Source organism: Vibrio mediterranei, from assembly GCF_900088415.1.
Taxonomy (GTDB): domain Bacteria; phylum Pseudomonadota; class Gammaproteobacteria; order Enterobacterales; family Vibrionaceae; genus Vibrio; species Vibrio mediterranei.
In genome coordinates this window covers 358,277-379,379 of record NZ_FLLQ01000001.1, presented here as the reverse complement: position 1 = coordinate 379,379, position 21,103 = coordinate 358,277, and the positions used below count along the sequence as shown (strand labels likewise).

Here is a 21,103-nt window from a genome sequence, read left to right as displayed (position 1 = left end):
AGGAGAAAGGATTATGAATACGCAAATTCTTGTTATTGCAGAGCACGATAACCACAGCGTAGCGCTTGATACCTTTAAAACGCTATCCGCAGCGGCGCAAATAGGTGGTGACATTTCGGTGCTTGTCATGGGGTATCAATGTCAGGAGGTAATAGAGCGTATTGGCCACTGCGATATCGTCAAGCAAGTGATCGTCGCCGACGATGAACAATTTAGTCATTTACTTGCTGAGAACGGAGCACCAATAGCGGTGCAGCTTGCCAAAGACTTTACACATATTTTGGCTCCAGCGACGACATTTGGGAAAAATCTGCTACCACGCATTGCTGCGCTGCTCGACGTCGGCCAGCTATCTGATGTCGTGGAAATTGTGACGGCAGATACGGTTATTCGTCCAATCTATGCCGGTAACGCGCTAGCGAAAGTGAAGTCGACAGAGGAAAAAATACTCATGACGATACGCGGTTCGGCGTTTGAAGCAGTGGGGCATGACCCCGCGAATCAAGCGACAGTGATAACGGTCGGCGGTCATGATGTTGGGAATGGTCTTTCTGCATTTGTCTCTCAGCAACAAAATGAAAGTGAGCGCCCTGAATTGGCGGCTGCTCGTGTTGTTATTTCAGGTGGGCGTGGTGTAGGCAGTAAAGACAACTTTACTTTGGTGGAACAGCTCGCTGATAAACTCGGTGGTGCTATTGGTGCGTCGCGAGCTGCGGTTGATGCAGGGTTTGTTTCAAATGACCTGCAAGTTGGTCAGACGGGCAAAATAGTCGCACCGGATTTGTACATTGCTATCGGTATTTCAGGCGCGATCCAACACATGGCAGGGATGAAAGACTCTAAAGTGATCGTCGCGATAAATAGTGATCCTGAAGCGCCCATTTTCCAAGTTGCGGACTACGGATTAGTAGGAGACCTGTTTGAGATTATGCCGGAGCTTATCGACAAAGTACCTTAAGAGCTTAGGTTAAACACCGAGTCGCTACTATGCTGTTAGGACAATTCCTACAGCGTGTTTGAGGCTGGTGATTACTCGATAATGTACTTCTAAGCTATTGAATAGCCGCTACTATTTATCCTTTAAGTGTGAATTGGTAGAGAAGTTGTTTTCGGGCGCTAACTTTTTGTTATGAATATCGTCGATTTCGTATAGGATGCGCCACCCGCAGTTTTTCGTCGGCAACGACTAGGCATACATGTCCGCCAATTCTCTCTATACTGATCTTTCTGGTTACTACGACCTAATGTGTGTCGATATTGATTACCAAGCGCAGAGTCATAACGTAAAACGATTGCATCAATTGTTTGGAAACCAAGGAAATACTCATCTTGATTTAGCATGTGGCACTGGCCCTCATGTTCGTCACTTTATTGATTATGGTTATCAAAGTAGTGGTTTGGATATCAATCAACCTATGTTGGATTTCGCGTCGGTTAGATGTCCGGAAGCTCAGTTTTCGCTGCAAAATATGAGCGAATTTACGGTTACACAGCCACTTGATTTGATTACCTGTTTTCTCTATTCGATTCACTACTGTGACGGGATAGAAAGGCTTAATCAGTGCATCAATAGTGTATTCAATGCTCTGTCCGTCGGTGGCGTATTTTGCTTCAATGCGGTTGATAGGCTAAAAATCAATAACCATTCTTTTGTTCAGCATTCCGCAGAGAGCGAAGGCAGTAAATTTACGTTTCGTTCAGGTTGGTATTATGAAGGCCAAGGTGAGCGTCAGGCACTTAAGCTTAACATTGAAAAAACCACAGGTGACGAAACGCAAAGTTGGTTTGATGAACACCCGATGGTGGCTTTCACTATCCAAGAACTAAAAGCACTATTAGAACCGCTATTCGACGTGCACCTGTTTGAACATGATTATGAAAAAATCACGCCTTGGGATCAGCAATCGGGCAATGTTCTAGCGGTTTGCATTAAGAAGTAGCAGCATTGTGCTAGGTTGCATCGAGAGTAAATAAATCAAAGTTCGTTAAATATGCAACCTAGCTATCATATTGAACACCCTTAACTTGAAGCGAGTGCACTTCGCTTGCAGGATAATGCACTCTGTTTTAAGTCACTAAGGAATGTTTGATGGCTGGTATTACCGAGCTAGAGCAGTTATTGAGCTCTATGAGTCCATGTCTTCTCGAAGACGAAGTCGTATTCTGTCATGTGAAAGGAACACTTAAGGAATATACAAAACTCGAGTTGATTGCTACCTTCATTGAAGCGGAAGGCCTCACACTTGTCCTACCTAAAGCCGAAGCTGTTAAAGCGAAATTGAGTTTTGAGTCAGTATTTCAACAAATTACGCTTAATGTTCATTCTAGTCTTGAAGCTGTAGGTCTAACCGCAGCCGTCGCATCAAAATTGGCGGAAAGAGGCATTAGTGCCAACGTCATCGCTGCCTACTACCACGACCATATTTTTGTGCCATCACTAGATGCTCAAAACGCTTTACTCGCTTTACAAGAGTTTAGCGACGACAAATCCAGTAATGATGGAGCATCTAATGACTGCTGCCATTAGAGCTAAAGCCGTTTGCCTTTTTCGACATAACGGAAAGGTGTTACTTGCAGAAGGTTACGACCCCACAAAAGACCAGCACTACCTGATCCCCGTTGGTGGTGGCATTGAGTTTGGTGAAACGTCGCGAGAGGCCGCTGAACGAGAAGTAAAAGAAGAAATCGGCGCAGATGTAACCTCCCTTGAACTTCTTGGCGTTAGTGAGAACCTCTTTACCTTCGATGGACGCTCTGGACATGAGATTGTGTTTGTCTATCAGGGGCGATTTGTTGATCAAGGTTTCTATCAAAAGACGCATGTCGACGGGATTGAAACTAATGGAGTGGAATTTGTCGTTAAATGGGTTGAAGAAAGCGAGTTATTAGCAGGAAAGATACCGCTGTATCCAGACGGTATCTTAGAAATGTTACGCTGAGGATAGCGAGAGAAAACGACTGGACAGATAAACAAATTAACAAGGAAATGAATATGAAACAAAGGACGTTTTCATCATGGCTGCATACTGAGCTGCCAATCATTCAAGCGCCTATGGCCGGAGTACAAGACAGTAAGCTTGCGATAGCAGTAAGCGAAGCTGGTGGTTTAGGCTCTATACCTTGTGGCATGCTTTCTAAAGAGCGTATTGTAAAAGAATTAGAGTCCATTACAGCAGCGACCGATAAACCCTACAATCTCAATTTTTTCTGTCACTCAATGCCTAACTTTGATCAAGAACGCCAAGCTCAGTGGCGTAATCGACTTGCACCCTATTTTGAAGAGTTGGAACTCGATATTGCCATTCAACCTAGCATGGCAACGCGCATGCCATTTAGCAAGGATATCGCTGATGCTATTGAAGCATTTAAACCTCCTTACATTAGTTTCCATTTTGGGCTGCCGAACAAGGCTCTTATAGAACGAGTAAAAAGCTGGGGGACATGTATTTTATCTTCGGCGACTACCGTCGAAGAGGCGATTTGGTTAGAGAATAACGGAGCGGATGCGATTATTGCTCAAGGAGTAGAAGCGGGCGGTCATAGGGGAATGTTCTTAACGGATGATCTTGCTACTCAATTACCAGTCGAAGATCTTATCAAGAAAATTGTTGAGAATGTCACAGTACCCGTTGTGGCGGCTGGAGGCATCAGTACTGCTGACAAGGTTGAACACGCGTTTAACATAGGTGCAGAGGTAGTTCAGGTGGGGACCGCATTTCTATTGTGTGACGAGGCCACGACATCGGCGTTACATCGTGATGCTATCAAAAGTACTCAGTCTCAGCATACTGCAATTACCAATGTATACTCGGGCCGACCGGCACGAGGAATAGTCAATCGTGCAATGAGGGAGCTAGGTTTCGTCACACAGGAAGCACCACAATTTCCCTATGCGTCTATCGATATCACAAAGCTCAGAGGACAGGCGGAGCAGCAAGGTAGTGCAGACTTCTCGCCGCTTTGGTGTGGAGAAAGCACTGAGGGTTGTAAGGAAGTATCGGCAGAGCAGATACTCAGAGATCTCGCTAGAATCTGATCAACCAGCGTAATATTGCGATAAACCTTATTTGTTCATAAATCATGGCTATTCATAAACTCGAATTACTATAGGGAACCCACAATGGATTACGACCAATTCAACGAATTTTGCGGCGCTTTCCCAGCGACCAGTCATGTTATTCAATGGGGCGATGCTCATGTTTGGAAGGTCGGAGGCAAGGTCTTCGCTATTGGGGGCTGGAACAAAGAGAGCGGGGCTGCGTTTACTTTCAAAACGTCGGATTTGAATTTTGATTTTCTTAGTGACAGTGAAGGCTATCGGCCTGCGCCGTACTTTGCGAGTCGTGGAATGAAGTGGATACAGCAGGTGGAGACATCAGGTCGACTTGACGAAGAATTACAATATTACCTTAAAGAATCATATCGGCTGGTGGCGTTAGGTCTAAGTAAGAAAAAACGTGGTGAGCTAGGTATCGTGATTGACGGCTAACTCACCCCGTTTAACGTTTAGTCAATGGTTGGCCGCTGCAAGTGCTCAACCAGTACTTTGACGAATCGTGCTGCTTCGCCACCAGTACAGGCTCGATGATCGAATGTGATCGACAAAGGTAGCGCTTTGATGACTGTTGGCTGACCGTTTTGTAAAACTAGTTTCTCGATAATTCGACCAGCTCCTACAATAGCGACTTGAGGCGGTGAGACGACAGGGGTCGCGAAAATTCCAGCAATGGCACCAAAGTTCGACAGTGTTATCGTCGCGTGTTGTAGTTGTTCTCTGCCTATTCGCCTAGCTCGAATTCCCTCTACAGTTTCATTTAACCAGTGGCGAATTCCTTGTTGGTCAAAACTGTCGGCGTTCCTGAGTACTGGCACATACAATCCATGGCTACTATCTACCGCGATTCCGATATTCACTTTGCTATGAACACAACGTGTCATTGTATCGGCATCAAACCATGCGTTTAAAGCCGGCTCTTTTTGGCAAGCAAAGACAACAGCTTTAATTAAACGGCCGGAAATATCCTCTTTTTGTGACCAATTGGACAACAACGCCTCTTCAGTGATCGTCACGGAAGCAACGTTGTGATGTGACTCTGCCATAGTGCCGACCATGGTGCGTCTTGCACCTTTAAGTACTTCCGTACCTGGTGTTTGTCGGTCGAGTTCGTTGTAAATATCTGTGTCAGTAATAACACCGTCGTGCCCGCTACCTTTCACCTTTAATAGGTCAACACCGAGCTTCTTAGCGAGAAGCCGAGCAGACGGCATCGCAGTGACCGTTTGTTCAGAGTTTGAATGGTGAGCAGGCCCAACCCAAAAGTCATCAACTTCAACGTGGTGTGTGTGGTTTGATACATTGCCAACAACGGTGGCTGCGTCGCTCGAGGCTGATGTAGAGTTAGTGGCAGACGCTTCCGTGACTACTTCTTCAATTTCAATCAGCAAACTGCCGATATTGATGACGTCACCTTCCTCCCCATGACGACTGACGATTTTCCCGCTGTAAGGTGCTGGCACTTCTACAACGGCTTTCGCGGTTTCGACGGTTAAGATCACCTGATCAACCTCTACATGTTCACCAATGTTAACGTGCCATTGAACAATTTCTGACTCAGCGAGTCCTTCCCCTAAATCTGGTAATAAAAATGACTTCATTTCCAGCCCTCCACAAGTTCGCGTGCGGCAAGTGTGATGTCTTGTTCTTGAATTAAGAAATAGTCTTCGTTTTTGTAATATGGCATAACGGTGTCGAGCCCAGTAACACGCTTAGGTGGGGCTTTGAGAAGACACATAGAATGTTCGGAAACTCGAGTAATGATCTCCGCTCCAACACCGCAGCTTTGGCTTGCTTCATGGACGATAAGTAAACGTCCGGTTTTTTCCAGTGATTTAATAATGGTGTCCATATCGAGAGGCTTTATACTCGCGAGATCGATAACTTCTGCTTCAATTCCTTGCTCCGAAAGAGATTGGGCGGCTTGCAGGGTTTCAACTACACAAGCTCCCCAAGTGACGACTGTGAGATCTCGTCCTTTTCTTAGGGTGTAGCAGGTATCAAGAGGCAGAGCTTGCCCATCATTTACTACGGGTGATTTGACTGTTCGATAGATTCGCTTTGGCTCGAAAAACATTACAGGGTCGTTACTACGAATTGCAGCTAGCAGAAGTCCGTATGCTCGTTGAGGAGAAGAGGGAACAACGACCTTTAATCCAGGAATATGAGCAAACAGGGCTTCGATGCTTTCAGAGTGATGCTCAGGGGCGTGTATACCGCCACCAAACGGTGCCCGAAATACCGCAGGGCAGGTTAACCGACCTCTAGTGCGGTTTCTCATTCTTGCAGCGTGGCAAATGAGGTGTTCCATCGCAGGAAAGACAAAGCCCTGAAATTGAAATTCGGCAATAGGTCTTAACCCTTGTGTTGCCATGCCAACCGCGACGCCTCCTATTAGGGCTTCGGCAAGGGGAGTATCAATCACTCTTCTTAATCCAAATTTCTCTTTTAAACCGACAGTAGCGCGAAACACACCGCCGTTGTCTCCAACGTCTTCGCCTAGTAGCACGACGTTGTTGTCGTGCTCCATTTCATAATGAAGTGCCAAGTTAACCGCTTCAATAAGCGTGATTTCGGGAGTTTGTTGATTAATCATGTTTGCCTCCCTGCATTCGCAACGTCTTATTAATCAGCGTATCTCTTTGCGGTGCTAGCTCGCTTGTTGGGGTTTCGTAGAGATAATCGAACGCCGACTCTGGTGGTTGAGGTGGGGTGGCTAAATAACGAGTAACAGCTTCTTCAACGATGGTTTTGGCTTCTTGAGCCAGTAATTGTTCCTGTTCATCAGACCAAAGGCTTCGCGCGATTAGATAGGATTTCAGACGTTTTATTGGTTCATAGTCCCAGGCTTGTTGTAGCTCTGAATCACTACGGTAGCGACTAGCATCATCAGCGGTAGTGTGGTCACTTAGTCGATAGCTGATAGCTTCAATCAAAGTGGCTCCTTTGCCCTTTCTCGCACGATCGACCGCTTGCAAAATGGTGTCATACATCGCTATAACATCATTGCCGTCCACTGTGAGACCGGGTAATCCAGCTCCAACCGCTTTGTCTGCCAAAAATTCTGCGCCACATTGTAGCGAGCGAGGAACCGAAATCGCCCATTGGTTATTGTTGACGACAAAAATCAAAGGAATGTTCCATGCACCAGCACAGTTGAGCGATTCCAAGAAGTCGCCTTTAGACGTGGCTCCATCTCCACAAGTTACCAAAGCGACATCGTGGTTTCCCTTAATTTTTAATGCGGACGCCACACCTACGGCATGAGTGCATTGTGTGGCAATCGGAACGCAGAAAGGAAGGTCGGTGCATGGTGAGCCATCGTTAAATTCGAAATCACTGCCTCGCTCATCGCCTCCCCAGTATTGGAGGTTTTTCTCTATAGCGATACCACGGACCCAGAGAGCAGGCATATCACGATAATAAGGAACGAAGACGTCTGATCTTGTGAGAGCGTGACCGACGGCGATACCTATGGCTTCTGCGCCAAGGTGGGAAGGGTAGGTACCAAGTTTGCCGGTTCGCTGAAGAGCAACGGCTTTTGCATCGTATGTTCTCGCAACTACCATGTCGCGATAGAACTGAAGTAAGGTGTTCTCATCTGCCCAGTGGGGCAACGGCTTAACGAGATTACCTTGGTAGTCGATAAAACGATGCATGGGTAATGCTTGTACGTTCATCTCGAACTCCTTTTCGCACGCTCCGATAAGAGCTAGTGCTAGAAAATCCCAGGGTACAACCTTGATTTTTGTTTTCAGACATGATGGTAATCGTCTGAAGACAAAAGAATCATTGATACTATAAGTGTAATCAAATTGTTAAAAAGTGCCGCATTTAGATGCCCTGATACTAGTAAAATTAACCTTACAGGGGTACTTATGTGAATTAATATATGGATTCGGAAATTAAATATGGTGATATCGACTGGGTTTGAACGGGTGCGATTGTTTGGTGTGATATATGTCACTGGTATTACCTGTTGTAATTTCGTGTAGAGGTTGCGCAACTACAACAGGTTTTCTGCCATATGTGGGTCTTGAGTTCTAGATCTCTTCACATAGTTCGAGTGGTAGACCGTCAGGATCTTGGAAAAACGTAAAACGCTTACCCGTGTATTCATCAATTCGTATTGGTTCTACGTCAATATCATTTGCTTCTAGATAATCGACGATTTGCTCGAGTTTGGTGACATTAAACGCTAAATGTCTTAAACCCTTAGCCTCTGGAAAGCTAGGACGATCAGGTGCACCAGGGAAAGTGAACAGCTCAAGTTGCGTGCCATCAGGTAAGGCGAGATCCAATTTGTAGGAGTCTCGATGTTCGCGGTAGTTCTCGTCGATGATTTCCAGCTTTAGTATGTTGACATAAAAGTGTTTCGATTTTTCGTAGTCGGAACAAATGATGGCGGTGTGATGGATCCCATTAAGCATTTTGTCTTCCGTCGTTGATTGGTTAATTGGTTAGCTTCGAAGGTAGTTCCTTGACGACATAGTCAATAAACACACGCAAGCGGGCCGGCATGTATTTGGTTTGTGCGTATTGGAGTGCAACAGCTCCATGGTAGTTACTCTTAATGGTCCAATCTGAGAGGACGGGCACAACACTGCCATCTTCTATGGCTTCAGAAATAACAAAATCATGGAATATTCCGATGCCGAGACCTTGCTTAACGCCATGGAGGCGCATCTGAGAGTGGTTAATGGCATAGCATCCCGCTACTTTCACAGTATGAAACTCATCGTCTTTGAGAAAATCCCAAATATTGTCGCGTTCCGTTTCAGCAAGGTAGAGGCAGTCATGTTGTTCAAGATCACTTGGTGTATGGGGCAGTCCGCGCTTAGCAATGTAATCGGGACTGGCACACAGTACGAGGTTGGTTGGTCCTAACTCTTTCATGACCAGGTTTTCGTCTGGTTTGTCAGTGAGCTTGAATGCAACGTCGATGCCCATGCGCAACAGGTCGATTTCGCCATCAACGGCGCGAACTTTCAATTGAATCTCCGGATATCGCACTAGGAAGGGAGTAATAAAAGGTTGTAATACTGAGTTAAGAAACGCTTCCGGTGCGGCGACTGTAATAGACCCGCTCGGCTCAGTATGGTCGGATTGAGAGACGTCAATGGCCTGTTGTGCCGCGTTCACCATTAACACACTTTGGTCGTAAACCTTTTGCCCAGCCTGAGTGATAACCAGTTTGCGTGTAGTACGCTCAAACAACTTTGCCGATAGTGCACTTTCGAGACGAGTAATGGTTTTAGATAGCGCGGATGGCGTGACCCCCAGCTTTTTTGAGGCGGCGGTAAAGCTGCCTTCGTTTACCACCAAAATAAAAGACGCGAGGTCAGGTAGTAAACTCAATAACTTATGGCTGAACATTATTGTTGCCTCAGATTCACTAATGGTTTTCCATCTTAAGGGATAATCGTTTGCACCACAATGAACTAAAATGATTCCAATCTAGATATAAGGCGAATCAATACGCTGTAAATATCACCTCCCTACATAACCTATTGATAAATAGGATAGAAAAAGGAATCCACTATGTCTTCTGCGTTTTACAAGCAAATCCAAGAGCAAATTGAAGAAGTAAAAGCTGAAGGACTTTACAAGTCTGAGCGCATCATCACTTCTCAACAACAAGCGGCTGTTGAAATCTCAACAGGTGAAGAAGTACTAAACTTCTGCGCGAACAACTATCTTGGCCTTGCAAACCATCCTGCACTTATCGACGCTGGTAAAGCGGGCATGGATAAAAACGGCTTTGGTATGGCTTCAGTTCGTTTTATCTGTGGTACTCAAGACATTCACAAAGAACTTGAGCAGAAACTGTCTACATTCCTAGGTAAAGAAGACACTATCCTTTACACATCATGCTTCGATGCAAACACAGGTTTGTTCGAAACTATCTTGGGTAAAGAAGATGCCATCATTTCTGATGCGCTAAACCACGCTTCTATCATTGACGGTGTCCGTTTGTGTAAAGCAATGCGTTACCGTTACTCTAATAACAATATGGAAGAGCTTGAGCAGCAACTGATCGCTGCTAACGAAGCAGGTGCTCGCCATAAGCTAATCGTAACTGACGGTGTATTCTCGATGGACGGTGTGGTTGCAAACCTTCCTGCAATCTGCGATTTGGCAGATAAGTACGATGCACTAGTGATGGTTGATGACTCTCACGCAGTTGGCTTCATGGGTAAGAACGGCGCGGGTACACATGAGTTCCACGACGTTGTAGACCGTATCGACATTATCACTGGTACGCTAGGTAAAGCGATGGGTGGTGCGTCAGGTGGCTATACTTCTGGTAAGAAAGAAGTGATTGACTGGCTGCGTCAGCGTTCACGTCCATACCTGTTCTCTAACTCTGTAGCACCAGCTATCGTAAATGCGTCTATCCGTGTTCTAGACCTGCTACAAGAGAGTGGTGACCTACGTGAGCGCCTATGGGAGAACGCAGCACATTTCCGTACTCGTATGGAAGGCGCAGGTTTCACTATGGGTGGAGCCGACCACGCAATCATTCCAATCATGCTAGGCGACGCAAAAGTAGCTGCAGAGTTTGCTGAGCGTGCGTTAGCGAAAGGTATCTACGTTATTGGTTTCTCTTTCCCAGTAGTACCAAAGGGCCAAGCTCGTATTCGTACTCAAATGTCTGCGGCTCATTCTCGTGAGCAACTTGACCGCGCTATCGATGCATTCATCGAAGTTGGCAAGGATATGGGTCTTATCTAAGGTTTTTAGGGTTTCAGGTTTAGAACCTGAAACCTGTCTTTAAGGTTACATTATGAAAATTAAAGCGCTATCTAAGCTAAAGCCTGAGCAAGGCATTTGGATGACCGAAGTGGACAAGCCTGAACTTGGTCACAACGACATTCTAATTCGTATTAAGAAAACGGCAATTTGTGGTACTGATGTACACATCTATAACTGGGATGAGTGGTCACAAAACACGATTCCTGTTCCTATGGTTGTCGGCCACGAATATGTAGGTGAAGTAGTTGGTATTGGCCAAGAAGTTCGTGGTTTCGAAATTGGCGACCGCGTATCTGGCGAGGGTCACATTACTTGCGGACACTGTCGTAACTGCCGTGGCGGTCGTACTCACCTATGCCGCAACACAGTTGGTGTTGGTGTAAACCGCACTGGTGCGTTCTCTGAATACTTGGTTATTCCAGCGTTCAATGCGTTTAAGATCCCTGAAGGTATCTCTGACGATCTAGCATCTATTTTTGACCCGTTCGGAAACGCTGTTCACACTGCGCTGTCGTTTGACCTAGTTGGTGAAGATGTACTGATCACGGGCGCTGGCCCTATCGGCATTATGGCCGCTGCGGTTGCCAAGCACGTAGGTGCGCGCCACGTAGTTATTACTGACGTTAACGAATACCGTCTAGATCTTGCAAGACAGATGGGTGTAACACGTGCCGTAAACGTTGCAAAAGAAAACCTAAAAGATGTGATGGCAGAACTAGGCATGACTGAAGGCTTCGATGTAGGTCTTGAAATGTCTGGTGTTCAAGCGGCATTTAGTTCAATGCTTGAAACCATGAACCACGGTGGTCGTATCGCACTACTAGGTATTCCACCATCAGACATGGGTATCGATTGGAACCAAGTGATCTTCAAAGGTCTGGTGATCAAAGGTATCTACGGCCGTGAAATGTTCGAAACATGGTATAAGATGGCAAGCTTGATTCAATCTGGCTTAGATCTGACGCCAATTATCACTCACCATTACAAGATTGATGATTTCCAAGAAGGCTTCGACGTCATGCGTAGCGGGCAGTCTGGGAAAGTTATTCTCGATTGGGAATAACTTCAGGGCATATAGTGAAATAAAAGAGCCAGAGAAGTATCTCTGGCTCTTTTATTTAATAAATAGCGACTAATTGTTTTGCTCTTTATCTCTATTTTCGTAGTAGTCCCAAACGGTGTAACGTTCGTCGTCAGAGATAACGCAGTAAGGTACACGTTTACCTTCTTCTGAGAATCTTTCTAATTTATGCCCTTGCTCAACGCAGTAAACATAAGCAGGGTCACTTTCAACCGTTATTTCGTCTACATCGTATTTATCTGGCTCGCTCGCACAACCAGCCATAACTCCCACCGCTAATGCGCCAATCACCCATTGTAACTTTTTCATTCTTTCTCCTAGTTGGAATTCACGCTTTGAGTTAAGTGTAGGAGATTTCAAAGGAAAAGTGTTTTGATTGAGTCAAATTATTCAATATTTTATGAGAATGACAGGTCAATTGTCGTTTCGTTCCCAAAATTCCTACAGACGTTGCTTCATTGATTAAATAAAAACAAAAACGGTGAGTATGAAACTCACCGTTTAGTCGCTTCAAAGTGCTAAATATACTTGTTACCTTCGCCAAAACGGTAGATAAGACGAGTTCCCCATAGTTGGTCTCGAGCACCAGAATTACGATGGTAAGCGTATTTCCAGTCAGCCTGTAGAGACCAATTGGCATTGAGGGAATAGTGAACGCCGGTACCAATGTTCCATTGTAGCTTTTTAGTATCGCGGTCTTTATCCAACATGGCTTCACCTACACCGGCATTTAAATAAGGTTTAAATGCGCTGCCAGGCATAAAGTAGTACTGAACATCTAGGCTATAGTTCTCATAGATGTGCTTTTCGTTGCTTACCGTCGATTCATAATTTCCTTGCATATAGCCTAAGCGAGTAGAGAACTGCTCTGTGAAGTACAAGCCCAATGTGAAGGCAGGTGCAAAGTCGTTTTTCAGGTTACGCTCTTTATCCAATTGCGGGTACGCAAAGCCGGCACTCACACCAACGATACCGTAGGTAACTGGGTCGTCTGTGTACTGGTGATAGTTCTTTTTCTGTCTACGTTTAAGGCTATCATCCGTTTCACCTGCACCAAAGGCATAGTTAACTTGCATTTGGTACTTAGTCTCTACTTCACCATTGCGCATGACATTGGAATGAACGCCGACGAAACCAGTACCAGCTTTAATTACTTCGCGCCCTGCAATGTTGTTTACGCCTCGCCCCAGACTATCGACAGGGTCGAGGAAGAACAAAGCTGTTGAACCTAGGGCATCAGAACCCCAAACAGTCCCTCCTCGTAAGCGAATTTCTTTTTCTTTATTGAATGCCCATTCACCATATACCCAGCCAAGGGTAGGGGTAACGACCAAATCTTGAATTGATGGGATTTCTGCAAAGGCTTCGATACCATATTCCCAATAGAAGGTGGACATAAGTGTGGAATACATAAACGCATCCCACTGTCTATAACCAGATTTTCGAGCAGCTTGGTAATAAACACCACCAAAATATGGGTGTCCGATGTAGTTGATAATGTGATCATCGCGATCCCATACAGGCCCCGAGCGCACGTTATCCCACCACTTATTCATTAATTGAATATCATCTTTTTCCCAGTTAGTAATAGATTCGGGCATCAGTGCTAAGACACCTGCTACACCAACGCCATACGCAAAGATAGATTTAGTTTGAGACCAAAGCCTTTCACTGTCTTCGCCATTTTGAGGGTTAAACAGAGAAACGCGATATGGAGAATCATAGAAGTTTGTTGGGTTGTCAGACTCATTTGCTATACGCAACTCTTCAAAGCTACTGTTAGTGGATATGGAACGGTATCCAAGGCTATTCAGTTGTGCAGACTGAGTTGAACTGAGACCTGAGTCAGATAGCTTGTGATCTTCTGCGATGGCTTGTTGAACAAAATCTTGCTGAGAAATAGCAGAACTATGATTATCAGAGGATAATGTGTCATCTTGAGCGAAAGTCGTTGGAACGGAGACTAAGATGGATAATGCGATTAACGATTTTTGAAGTTTCATATTGTAAGAGGAACTTGGCAAACGAATTTATAATATTAGTTGCTTAAGGTCCCTTTAAGCGAGGGAGCAATAATACAGCGTTCATTTATGTTAGTCGCTTATTTAGTCAGGACAAAACTGTGTCTAAGTGTAAATGAATGTTTTTGTGATAGACTTCTCGCAATATTTCATAGGTTAGCAGGTTACAAGTGAGACAAATTACCACGGCTATTCATCCTGATATTGAACATCTCGATGACAAAAAGATTATCAAACGTAATGCAACTCGCGCTATTGCGATTGATGGTGAAAATATTTTGCTGTTGTTTACTGAGCGTTATCATGATTACTCTCTTCCGGGCGGTGGATTAGATGAAGGCGAGGACGTTATTGCAGGTATGGTGAGAGAACTAGAAGAAGAAACGGGTGCCCAAAATATCCATTCCATAAAGCCTTTTGGAATTTATGAAGAATTTCGTCCATGGTATAAAGATGATGCTGATGTAATGCACATGATTTCTTACTGTTATTCATGCAAAGTCGACCGAGAGCTTGGTGCGACTGCTTACGAAGATTATGAAGTAAAGAACGGTATGAAAGCGGTTTGGATAAACATCCACGAGGCAATCGCCTTTAATGAAAAGACCATTGCAGAAAGCGATAAAAAAGGGATGAGCATTGAAAGGGAAACCTACTTGCTACACTTGATCGCAAAAGAAATGCTATAGAGCTAAGGGATTAAACAATGAAATTGATGACTAAAGACGACAATTTCTTTTTCTTGCTTGGTTCTCTGTTGGTATTGTTTTTCTTAAGTGCGGTCGTTCATCAATTTAAAGATGAAGCTCAAGACTATGTTCTCGCGTTACTCATCCTTTGTATGAGTACGTCGATCGTCGGCGTACACAGAAAACAGACATTTTATCGATCTTGGTATGCGGTGATGATAACTGTGGTCGTGATTTCAGGTAGTATCTCTATATTTGAAGACTATGACCTGTCCCTCATCACCATGTTTGCAATGCTGTTCTTCGTTTTAGCGCAAACCTTTTCCGCGCTGAAGCAGGTGATGACTCCTAAGAAAGTTACGCTAAATCAGATTGTGGGCTCTATTTGCGTTTACTTGCTTTTTGGTTTGTCATTTGCATTTATCTACCTGATTCAGCTTGAGCTGTTCGTTGCTCCCTTTAACGGTTTGGAGGCGAAGCCATGGCTGGATAACCTTTTCGAAGTCATCTATTTTAGTTTTATCACATTAACGACTGTTGGCTATGGAGACATCTCTCCAGCACTTGCGATTCCGAAGTTTTTTGTGTTTCTAGAATCAATTACGGGTAGCTTCTATCTAGCGATAATGGTTGCAAGTTTAGTGAGCAGCCATCTGTCCCAAAAGGAAGTCCATTAGTACTCAGATAGAGCAGCGACTGGCTGCTCTTTTCATTTCAGCTTGCCTCATTGGCATAGCATCAATGGTTTCCTTTACTAAGGCCCAATCTGTTTTTGCTCCCCAGCGAAGTTTTTCCGAGCCATCTTTACCGATTAGAACAGCTGCATGCTCGCCTTTGTTGATTCCATACATTTTGATCAGTGTGGAGTAGTCAAACGTCTCTTTAACCCATGCAGGGGAGGAGAAACCATCCTCGGTAATAACCAGAGTAACTACATCTCTTTCGTCTAACGAGCACTCATTAGTAAGAGTACCCAGCAAAAACTCCTTCACTTTGTCGTCATTGCTGGGTGCAAAGTACATAACGCTACGATGCGACATATCGTAATGAACCTCTCCAGAGCGCTTTGACCCATATTCTGGATAACCACAGGCGGTGCCGCTCAACAATGTCAACAGAGCGATTAGTCCAACATTTCTCATCGTTACCTCCTAAAGCTATCTCAGTGGTTATACGTTAAGTTTAGCAATTGAGTTTTCTATTGCTAAAACAATCAAACATGATTTCTGGTATCATGGACGGCAAAATGATAAAGATGTTCATTATGGAATCAATAGCGATATTTGTAGATGTACAAAATGTCTACTACACCACTCGTCAGGCGTTCGGTCGCCGCTTTGACTACAATGCGCTTTGGGCTAAGCTGAGCCAAAGTTATCGAATTGACATTGCGAGAGCCTACGCCATTTCGTCAACTGATCCTAAGCAAAGGCAGTTTCATCACATTTTAAGAGGCATTGGTTTTAATGTTCAGCTAAAGCCCTTTATTCAGCGTTTAGATGGCAGCGCAAAAGGAGATTGGGATGTAGGGTTGGCTTTGGATGTGTACGAAACCGCAAATAGTGTAGATAGAATCGTCCTGATATCTGGAGATGGCGACTTTCAAGTTTTGGTGGAACGTATTCAACAGAGATTCAACACCAAAGTTACGGTAGCTGGTGTGAGATCGTTGACGGCCAATAACCTAATCCAAGCAGCTGACGACTATATTGAAATTGATTCTGATTTGTTGATAGGTCAGTAGAATGAAAAGTAAGCTTCTCGTAGGCGCACTGGCCACAGAGTTCAAAACAGTTTCTGCAATGATGCGCATTTATTGCAAAAAGCATCATGGAAGTAATGATGAGTTGTGTGAAGATTGCAAATCATTGCTGGTCTATGCTGAGACGAAACTTGATCGTTGTCCATATGGTGAGTCAAAACCGACCTGTAATAAATGTCCAATACACTGCTATAAACCAGAACCTAAAGCTCAGATGAAAGAAGTCATGGTTTATTCTGGACCAAGAATGTTACTGCCACACCCGATCTTATCAATTCGACACCTTTTACACGAGAGAAGAGAGGTTCCTAAGAAGCCCGAGGCGGGGCAGTCTAATCGCGCGAAGCGTAAAGTTAAGTAAGCGCGTTGGATTGCTAATGGAATTATGAGCCTGCGAGCGCAATAACGTGTGAAACAAGGACACCCAATGTTAAATGATTGCGCAGAGTCGAGTAGGTTGAAGGGAAGGATGAACCTGCCGTAGATAACTTGGCTTTTTCTACGGCCCAAACACAGATATACCCCACCATTGATACTACTAATGCTAGCTGAAACTGTTGTGGAGCAATCAAAATAACCAGCCAAGCCATCAAACAAATCAGATTGCTGAGTAAAAGCATAGGCAGCGACAGTGGTTTGTTTTCGCCAGACAAGGCATGTGACCACAGAATGCCACACAAAAAGCTCAATATAATTCCACTGTACGCGATGAAGACTATTCTGGTATTTATGCCGAAAAGTTCTGCATTGGCATTAAAACTAGCGATACAAAGCGCAAAGGGGATTAATCCGAGATAGCCCAAACAGTTCATCATCTTTGCAAGTTGGAGTCGCTCCTTAGCAATCATAGTGGCTTCCTATTATTACTTGAATATCAACAAGTTTAAGACGAGAAATACTAAGATGCTAACTATTGTCGTTAATAAAACATTTTTGGTTACCCATGCCATAGCAACAGCAAACGTTGCGGCGAGCATATAAGGTAAGTTATCTGCAAGTGACAATTCTCCATGAGGTAGAAATACTATAGGTCCCCAAATAGCGGTTAGAACAGCAGGACTCGCGTAACTTAAAAATCGCTGAGCAGAACTACTCAACCGCAACGGTACTTTAGGTTCTAAGAACAAATAACGACTTATAAATACTACGGCGGTCAACACTAAAATAACTAAATACGTCATCGTTTGAGTCTCTCTTCACTCACATAACCCACTGTCATTCCAATTAGGCTTGCCAATACTAAACCCATACCAATATCAAGCGCGGCAAACGCGACAGATGCCAAAAGAGCTGACAATGCTGCTAGGAAAATTGGCGTCGTTTTTATGTTTGGCACTACAATAGCGATGAACGTTGCCGCTACCGCGAACTCTAAACCGTATTGCTGTAAATCTGGTATTTGGGATCCTATGACGATACCGACGAAGGTAGCGATATTCCATATCAAATAAAATGATAGCCCCGCTCCGAGTGCGTACCAACGATCAAACTTTTTAGGATCGTGGTGGCCGCAAAGAGCGAAAAGCTCATCAGTGAGCAAGAAACCGAGCACGACTCGCCAACGTAACGGTAAGACAGAAATATGGTTTCTCATTGAGAGGCCATATAAAAAATGTCGAGAGGTAATAAAGAAAATGGTGATGACCATAGCTAACAAGGTCGCGCCAGACTTGATCATCCCCATAGCAACAAGTTGAGCCGCTCCAGCAAACAGAATTGCGCTCATCGCTTGTCCTTCTAGTGGTGATAAACCAGAATCAATAGCAAATGAACCTGCTAGAAACCCCCATGGTACCACCGCTAGACTGAGCGGCATCATCGCTATGGTTCCTTGGATGAGCCTCTTGAATTTAGTTGTAGAACTTTCCATATAACACTCCTTTGTAAGCAAGAGATTGTATTTGGAATGTCAATTTTCAAGTGTGTAGATATATGAAATCAAAATTATTTTTGTATTTGATGACCTGATAATATCTTGCTCCCTTAATATCTCTAGAGCTCCATCTAATTTCATGCGCAACCTTGTTTTCTGTTTGACATTGATAAGCACCATGGCCCTAGCCAATGAATCAGCCGTTTCGTCTCATTTAAAAGTAAAGGACGAAGATTTTGGCCGTACTCTGCCTTTCTTTGGAGATCGAGTACGTAGCGTTGGAATTAGGCTGCCCAAACCGATCGGGATATCTTTGTTTACTCATCAGCAAGAAGACTTAATGAACTTGAGCGACTTTAAAGTTGACGGTGAATCGGTAGGGGACTTACTGCCCGACGGAGCAAGTCAAACGGTAAATACAACGAGTATTATTGCGGTGAGAGGTGATGTATGGTTGCTGCCGTTTTGGGGCTTTAACGCCATGATAGGCAAAGCGATAACCACATCGGACATATCTATTGGTGTTAATGACTTACTTAACGACAATATTGCAAAGCTGGAACTTAATGGGATGGCAACGACGTCGACCATTACATCGATAGGTACAACCTTAGCGTATGGGCATAAACAGTTTTTTACGACCATAGATGCACAATATGTCTCTACAGCTGTCTCCGGTGTGGGTGTCGATTTGGATGCTTTGGTGGTGACTCCGTTAGTAGGGTTTAATATTGGGGACAGCGGTTGGAAAGTCGTAGTCGGGGGACAGTACCAAGATTATCAAAGGCAACTTAAAGGACAGCTTGCAGATATCCGATTTAGTGCCAAACAAACATCAAGTAGATGGTCGACAATGGTTGGAATGCAAAAAGAGTTCAGTGATAACTGGGAGGCCTCGTTAATGGCGCAGAGCGGTAAGACGAGAGAGGGCGTGACGTTTATGTTAGGTAAACGGTTTTAAACCACTTGTTGCAATCGAGGAAGCAAAGCAGTTGGCATAGCCAGGTGATATCCTTGATAGAAATCTATCTTCAGCGCTTTCATTGCAACGAGCTGTTCAGCGGTCTCTACGCCCTCTATGACGGTCTTGGCCCCTGATTGTCTAGCAAGTTTTAAACCCGTGAGTAGGGGACGTTGATTTCCATCCATATACTCAATTAACAACTGACGGTCCAATTTTAGTATATTAGGTTTAACTTGTTTGACCCTTTCAGGACTTGATTCTTTACATCCAAAATCGTCGATAGCAATCAAAAAATCTTCATTACTTAGCTGGTGAGCAGCTGAAGCCAATGTTCTCGCACTAAAGGCCGTTAATTCCACAAGCTCGACAACGACTCTTTTATTATCGATTTGCAGTGCTTTAAGTCGAGACATTAACAACGATGATTTTAATCCTTCAGCCGCCAGCCTTTCACTGGATATCGGTAGAAAATTGAGGAATATAAGTCTGTTGTTGTACAAGGACATACTAAAGTTACGCAAATGAATGGCACGGCTCAATCTGTCCACGTTGAGCTGATCGGCTAATGAAATTTCATCATTCTGGAAAAATAGATTGGGTGGAATTGGTTCGTCATTTTGATCAAACAAGCGAACCAATGCTTCCATACCGATTATTTCATTTCTTATATTGAATATAGGCTGAAACACACTTTTTAAGGTCAAGTGTTTATAGGTTGCAATACAGCACCCGGAACGATCGAGTCTAATCCGTTGGGAAAATTGATGTTTATCGGTTAGTAGCATTTACAGCGTTTTATAAATGAAATTCAAACTATGATGGCACGCTGATCACGGATGTCAAATTCAGTAACTGAATGATATCTGTGATAAATATCACTATTATTGGCTAAGTCAGTGTGAACTATTAACGTTTTTTGAAAGTGAATCAGTGTCAGTGTTTATAATTTGATGAAATCGTGTATAAAAAGCAGACAAAACTCGGCTAATAACCTTAACTACATTGATCTGTCTCATATTTGCGATAGCAATAGTATTGATAAATGTAATCGATTAACTTTTTGGAGATTTGTCTGTTTTTTTTGAAATACATCTCATTTTAACGCTCATCAAAGAAATCCTTGTTCCTTATGTATTTACTCATTAAATGATAAGAAAAAGGCCGGACTAACCAGGATATTAATGAGCGCCCGAATCTCACTAATGAAGGTGTGTTTTCATAAATGCGCCCGTTGTAGAGCCATAACATTTTTCCCACGTGCCAGTATGCGAATGGAATGGGTGGTAAAAACGTGACTACGTCGAGGTCACAACATATTCTGTAGGTTTTATGGGCTAATTTAAAACGTCTTTTAAATCCATAACCCCCAATAGCAGGTTGGCCAAACGTAACAATGCGTTTTATCGACTTAGGGTATTTTTGTTCAAGTGCATCAGCAATAATACATCCGATCGCGCCACCAGAGGAATGACCTGTAATCGCGATACGTTTACCATTCTCAATCAACTCAGAAGCGATGCCCATCGTGCGTTCGAATACAGAAAGACCTAATTGGTCTTTTTTGTGTGTGGGTTGGCTTTCTTGGTTAAGAATAAAGTGAAAGCCTGCGTGGATGGAGTAGTTGAGCCCAAAGTGTCGACAGCTTCTTTGCCACATAGCGAAGTTTAATAACCAATCAGTAGGACTGTGAGAGCCTTTAATTACGATGACCGCTTCTTCTTTGTTTTGGCTCCACAGAATACGAACGACGGTTTTTCCAGATCTATTGGCGACAATTCGTTGTCCGTTAGGATCGAAACCGTAGCGTGTTTGTTTGAATACTCGAGGGTATGCCAAGTTACACAACACAGCGTATTTTTCATATTGGTATCGTTTGAGACTTTTCACTTCAACTCTGGTTTGG

At 44.0% G+C, this 21,103-nt stretch carries 26 protein-coding genes; 13 read left to right on the top strand and 13 right to left on the bottom strand.

Annotated features, from left to right (window positions below):
* Window positions 1–13: 13 nt before the first annotated feature.
* The 6 genes from VME0621_RS01715 (at window position 14) to VME0621_RS01690 (ending at window position 4,489) form a co-directional block, all read left to right on the top strand.
* Entirely contained in the window at window positions 14–958 is a 945-nt protein-coding gene (locus VME0621_RS01715; protein ID WP_062458889.1) for an electron transfer flavoprotein subunit alpha/FixB family protein, read from the top strand.
* 238 nt (window positions 959–1,196) lie between these two features.
* Entirely contained in the window at window positions 1,197–1,940 is a 744-nt protein-coding gene (locus VME0621_RS01710) for a class I SAM-dependent DNA methyltransferase (protein ID WP_062458887.1), read from the top strand.
* A gap of 149 nt (window positions 1,941–2,089) precedes the next feature.
* The gene (locus VME0621_RS01705; protein ID WP_062458884.1) at window positions 2,090–2,527 is read left to right on the top strand and encodes an ACT domain-containing protein; all 438 of its coding nucleotides are present in this window, start codon (window positions 2,090–2,092) and stop codon (window positions 2,525–2,527) included.
* Entirely contained in the window at window positions 2,511–2,939 is a 429-nt protein-coding gene (locus VME0621_RS01700; RefSeq protein ID WP_062458881.1) for an NUDIX hydrolase, read from the top strand. Before VME0621_RS01705 ends, VME0621_RS01700 begins: the two co-directional genes overlap by 17 nt.
* Before the next feature lie 53 nt (window positions 2,940–2,992).
* Window positions 2,993–4,036, top strand: coding sequence for an NAD(P)H-dependent flavin oxidoreductase (locus tag VME0621_RS01695; protein WP_062458878.1), 1,044 nt, complete (start codon window positions 2,993–2,995; stop codon window positions 4,034–4,036).
* An 84-nt stretch (window positions 4,037–4,120) separates the two neighbouring features.
* Window positions 4,121–4,489: an MmcQ/YjbR family DNA-binding protein gene (locus VME0621_RS01690; protein ID WP_062458875.1), complete on the top strand. Its 369-nt coding sequence runs from the start codon at window positions 4,121–4,123 to the stop codon at window positions 4,487–4,489.
* Between the two features lie 17 nt (window positions 4,490–4,506).
* Here VME0621_RS01690 and VME0621_RS01685 read toward each other — a convergent pair whose 3' ends face one another.
* From VME0621_RS01685 to VME0621_RS01665, 5 genes are all read right to left on the bottom strand, one after another.
* Entirely contained in the window at window positions 4,507–5,655 is a 1,149-nt protein-coding gene (locus tag VME0621_RS01685; protein WP_062458873.1) for a dihydrolipoamide acetyltransferase family protein, read from the bottom strand.
* Window positions 5,652–6,650, bottom strand: coding sequence for an alpha-ketoacid dehydrogenase subunit beta (locus VME0621_RS01680; protein ID WP_038226748.1), 999 nt, complete (start codon window positions 6,648–6,650; stop codon window positions 5,652–5,654). Before VME0621_RS01680 ends, VME0621_RS01685 begins: the two co-directional genes overlap by 4 nt.
* Window positions 6,643–7,734 (bottom strand): pyruvate dehydrogenase (acetyl-transferring) E1 component subunit alpha, encoded by a 1,092-nt coding sequence (pdhA, locus tag VME0621_RS01675; RefSeq protein WP_062458870.1) that lies wholly within the window; start codon window positions 7,732–7,734, stop codon window positions 6,643–6,645. Before pdhA ends, VME0621_RS01680 begins: the two co-directional genes overlap by 8 nt.
* Window positions 7,735–8,097: 363 nt before the next feature.
* Window positions 8,098–8,484 carry an SMU1112c/YaeR family gloxylase I-like metalloprotein gene (gene gloA2 / locus VME0621_RS01670; protein ID WP_062458867.1) on the bottom strand — a complete coding sequence of 129 codons (387 nt, stop codon included), beginning with the start codon at window positions 8,482–8,484 and terminating at the stop codon, window positions 8,098–8,100.
* A 22-nt stretch (window positions 8,485–8,506) separates the two neighbouring features.
* The gene (locus VME0621_RS01665; RefSeq protein WP_062458864.1) at window positions 8,507–9,430 is read right to left on the bottom strand and encodes a LysR family transcriptional regulator; all 924 of its coding nucleotides are present in this window, start codon (window positions 9,428–9,430) and stop codon (window positions 8,507–8,509) included.
* 165 nt (window positions 9,431–9,595) lie between these two features.
* Here VME0621_RS01665 and VME0621_RS01660 point away from each other — a divergent pair, with 165 nt between their 5' ends.
* Window positions 9,596–10,789, top strand: coding sequence for a glycine C-acetyltransferase (locus VME0621_RS01660; protein WP_006072831.1), 1,194 nt, complete (start codon window positions 9,596–9,598; stop codon window positions 10,787–10,789).
* 52 nt (window positions 10,790–10,841) lie between these two features.
* Window positions 10,842–11,873, top strand: a complete 1,032-nt coding sequence (gene tdh / locus VME0621_RS01655) for an L-threonine 3-dehydrogenase (RefSeq protein ID WP_006072830.1) — start codon at window positions 10,842–10,844, stop codon at window positions 11,871–11,873.
* 69 nt (window positions 11,874–11,942) lie between these two features.
* On the opposite strand, the gene VME0621_RS01650 is transcribed toward tdh, so the two are convergent.
* Both VME0621_RS01650 and VME0621_RS01645 read right to left on the bottom strand, forming a co-directional pair.
* A complete protein-coding gene (locus VME0621_RS01650) occupies window positions 11,943–12,200 on the bottom strand; it encodes a putative hemolysin (protein ID WP_006072829.1) in 258 nt (85 codons plus the stop codon).
* Window positions 12,201–12,409: 209 nt separating this feature from the next.
* The gene (locus tag VME0621_RS01645; RefSeq protein ID WP_062458861.1) at window positions 12,410–13,894 is read right to left on the bottom strand and encodes a DUF3943 domain-containing protein; all 1,485 of its coding nucleotides are present in this window, start codon (window positions 13,892–13,894) and stop codon (window positions 12,410–12,412) included.
* 188 nt (window positions 13,895–14,082) lie between these two features.
* On the opposite strand from VME0621_RS01645, the gene VME0621_RS01640 reads away from it, so the two are divergent.
* Window positions 14,083–14,601: an NUDIX hydrolase gene (locus VME0621_RS01640; protein WP_062458858.1), complete on the top strand. Its 519-nt coding sequence runs from the start codon at window positions 14,083–14,085 to the stop codon at window positions 14,599–14,601.
* A 17-nt stretch (window positions 14,602–14,618) separates the two neighbouring features.
* A complete protein-coding gene (locus VME0621_RS01635; RefSeq protein ID WP_038226760.1) occupies window positions 14,619–15,278 on the top strand; it encodes a potassium channel family protein in 660 nt (219 codons plus the stop codon).
* A gap of 3 nt (window positions 15,279–15,281) precedes the next feature.
* Here the strand turns inward: VME0621_RS01635 and VME0621_RS01630 are convergent, their stop codons facing one another.
* Window positions 15,282–15,743, bottom strand: coding sequence for a DUF4174 domain-containing protein (locus VME0621_RS01630; protein ID WP_038226762.1), 462 nt, complete (start codon window positions 15,741–15,743; stop codon window positions 15,282–15,284).
* A 122-nt stretch (window positions 15,744–15,865) separates the two neighbouring features.
* On the opposite strand from VME0621_RS01630, the gene VME0621_RS01625 reads away from it, so the two are divergent.
* Window positions 15,866–16,345, top strand: coding sequence for a LabA-like NYN domain-containing protein (locus VME0621_RS01625; protein WP_031496709.1), 480 nt, complete (start codon window positions 15,866–15,868; stop codon window positions 16,343–16,345).
* Between the two features lies 1 nt (window position 16,346).
* Window positions 16,347–16,724, top strand: coding sequence for a nitrous oxide-stimulated promoter family protein (locus tag VME0621_RS01620; protein WP_038226764.1), 378 nt, complete (start codon window positions 16,347–16,349; stop codon window positions 16,722–16,724).
* A 22-nt stretch (window positions 16,725–16,746) separates the two neighbouring features.
* On the opposite strand, the gene VME0621_RS01615 is transcribed toward VME0621_RS01620, so the two are convergent.
* Genes VME0621_RS01615 through VME0621_RS01605 form a run of 3 tightly spaced genes read right to left on the bottom strand, consistent with a single transcriptional unit; the run spans window position 16,747 to window position 18,233 of the window.
* A complete protein-coding gene (locus tag VME0621_RS01615) occupies window positions 16,747–17,211 on the bottom strand; it encodes a DUF3429 domain-containing protein (RefSeq protein ID WP_062458855.1) in 465 nt (154 codons plus the stop codon).
* 15 nt (window positions 17,212–17,226) lie between these two features.
* A complete protein-coding gene (locus VME0621_RS01610) occupies window positions 17,227–17,544 on the bottom strand; it encodes an AzlD domain-containing protein (protein ID WP_006072821.1) in 318 nt (105 codons plus the stop codon).
* Window positions 17,541–18,233, bottom strand: a complete 693-nt coding sequence (locus tag VME0621_RS01605; protein WP_082795511.1) for an AzlC family ABC transporter permease — start codon at window positions 18,231–18,233, stop codon at window positions 17,541–17,543. Before VME0621_RS01605 ends, VME0621_RS01610 begins: the two co-directional genes overlap by 4 nt.
* A 181-nt stretch (window positions 18,234–18,414) precedes the next feature.
* On the opposite strand from VME0621_RS01605, the gene VME0621_RS01600 reads away from it, so the two are divergent.
* On the top strand, window positions 18,415–19,197 hold the full coding sequence (locus VME0621_RS01600) for a hypothetical protein (RefSeq protein WP_062458849.1): 783 nt from the start codon (window positions 18,415–18,417) through the stop codon (window positions 19,195–19,197).
* On the opposite strand, the gene VME0621_RS01595 is transcribed toward VME0621_RS01600, so the two are convergent.
* Window positions 19,194–19,985, bottom strand: a complete 792-nt coding sequence (locus VME0621_RS01595; protein ID WP_062458846.1) for an EAL domain-containing protein — start codon at window positions 19,983–19,985, stop codon at window positions 19,194–19,196. The genes VME0621_RS01600 and VME0621_RS01595 overlap by 4 nt on opposite strands.
* Before the next feature lie 313 nt (window positions 19,986–20,298).
* Window positions 20,299–21,087, bottom strand: a complete 789-nt coding sequence (locus VME0621_RS01590) for a lipase family protein (protein WP_062458845.1) — start codon at window positions 21,085–21,087, stop codon at window positions 20,299–20,301.
* Window positions 21,088–21,103 lie beyond the last annotated feature (16 nt).

Coding starts and splice junctions, on each gene's coding strand:
- VME0621_RS01715 (WP_062458889.1), top strand. CDS start 14: ATGAATACGCAAATTCTTGTTATTGCAGAGCACGATAACCACAGCGTA.
- VME0621_RS01710 (WP_062458887.1), top strand. CDS start 1,197: ATGTCCGCCAATTCTCTCTATACTGATCTTTCTGGTTACTACGACCTA.
- VME0621_RS01705 (WP_062458884.1), top strand. CDS start 2,090: ATGGCTGGTATTACCGAGCTAGAGCAGTTATTGAGCTCTATGAGTCCA.
- VME0621_RS01700 (WP_062458881.1), top strand. CDS start 2,511: ATGACTGCTGCCATTAGAGCTAAAGCCGTTTGCCTTTTTCGACATAAC.
- VME0621_RS01695 (WP_062458878.1), top strand. CDS start 2,993: ATGAAACAAAGGACGTTTTCATCATGGCTGCATACTGAGCTGCCAATC.
- VME0621_RS01690 (WP_062458875.1), top strand. CDS start 4,121: ATGGATTACGACCAATTCAACGAATTTTGCGGCGCTTTCCCAGCGACC.
- VME0621_RS01685 (WP_062458873.1), bottom strand. CDS start 5,655: ATGAAGTCATTTTTATTACCAGATTTAGGGGAAGGACTCGCTGAGTCA.
- VME0621_RS01680 (WP_038226748.1), bottom strand. CDS start 6,650: ATGATTAATCAACAAACTCCCGAAATCACGCTTATTGAAGCGGTTAAC.
- pdhA (WP_062458870.1), bottom strand. CDS start 7,734: ATGAACGTACAAGCATTACCCATGCATCGTTTTATCGACTACCAAGGT.
- gloA2 (WP_062458867.1), bottom strand. CDS start 8,484: ATGCTTAATGGGATCCATCACACCGCCATCATTTGTTCCGACTACGAA.
- VME0621_RS01665 (WP_062458864.1), bottom strand. CDS start 9,430: ATGTTCAGCCATAAGTTATTGAGTTTACTACCTGACCTCGCGTCTTTT.
- VME0621_RS01660 (WP_006072831.1), top strand. CDS start 9,596: ATGTCTTCTGCGTTTTACAAGCAAATCCAAGAGCAAATTGAAGAAGTA.
- tdh (WP_006072830.1), top strand. CDS start 10,842: ATGAAAATTAAAGCGCTATCTAAGCTAAAGCCTGAGCAAGGCATTTGG.
- VME0621_RS01650 (WP_006072829.1), bottom strand. CDS start 12,200: ATGAAAAAGTTACAATGGGTGATTGGCGCATTAGCGGTGGGAGTTATG.
- VME0621_RS01645 (WP_062458861.1), bottom strand. CDS start 13,894: ATGAAACTTCAAAAATCGTTAATCGCATTATCCATCTTAGTCTCCGTT.
- VME0621_RS01635 (WP_038226760.1), top strand. CDS start 14,619: ATGAAATTGATGACTAAAGACGACAATTTCTTTTTCTTGCTTGGTTCT.
- VME0621_RS01630 (WP_038226762.1), bottom strand. CDS start 15,743: ATGAGAAATGTTGGACTAATCGCTCTGTTGACATTGTTGAGCGGCACC.
- VME0621_RS01625 (WP_031496709.1), top strand. CDS start 15,866: ATGGAATCAATAGCGATATTTGTAGATGTACAAAATGTCTACTACACC.
- VME0621_RS01620 (WP_038226764.1), top strand. CDS start 16,347: ATGAAAAGTAAGCTTCTCGTAGGCGCACTGGCCACAGAGTTCAAAACA.
- VME0621_RS01615 (WP_062458855.1), bottom strand. CDS start 17,211: ATGATTGCTAAGGAGCGACTCCAACTTGCAAAGATGATGAACTGTTTG.
- VME0621_RS01610 (WP_006072821.1), bottom strand. CDS start 17,544: ATGACGTATTTAGTTATTTTAGTGTTGACCGCCGTAGTATTTATAAGT.
- VME0621_RS01605 (WP_082795511.1), bottom strand. CDS start 18,233: ATGGAAAGTTCTACAACTAAATTCAAGAGGCTCATCCAAGGAACCATA.
- VME0621_RS01600 (WP_062458849.1), top strand. CDS start 18,415: ATGGCCCTAGCCAATGAATCAGCCGTTTCGTCTCATTTAAAAGTAAAG.
- VME0621_RS01595 (WP_062458846.1), bottom strand. CDS start 19,985: ATGCTACTAACCGATAAACATCAATTTTCCCAACGGATTAGACTCGAT.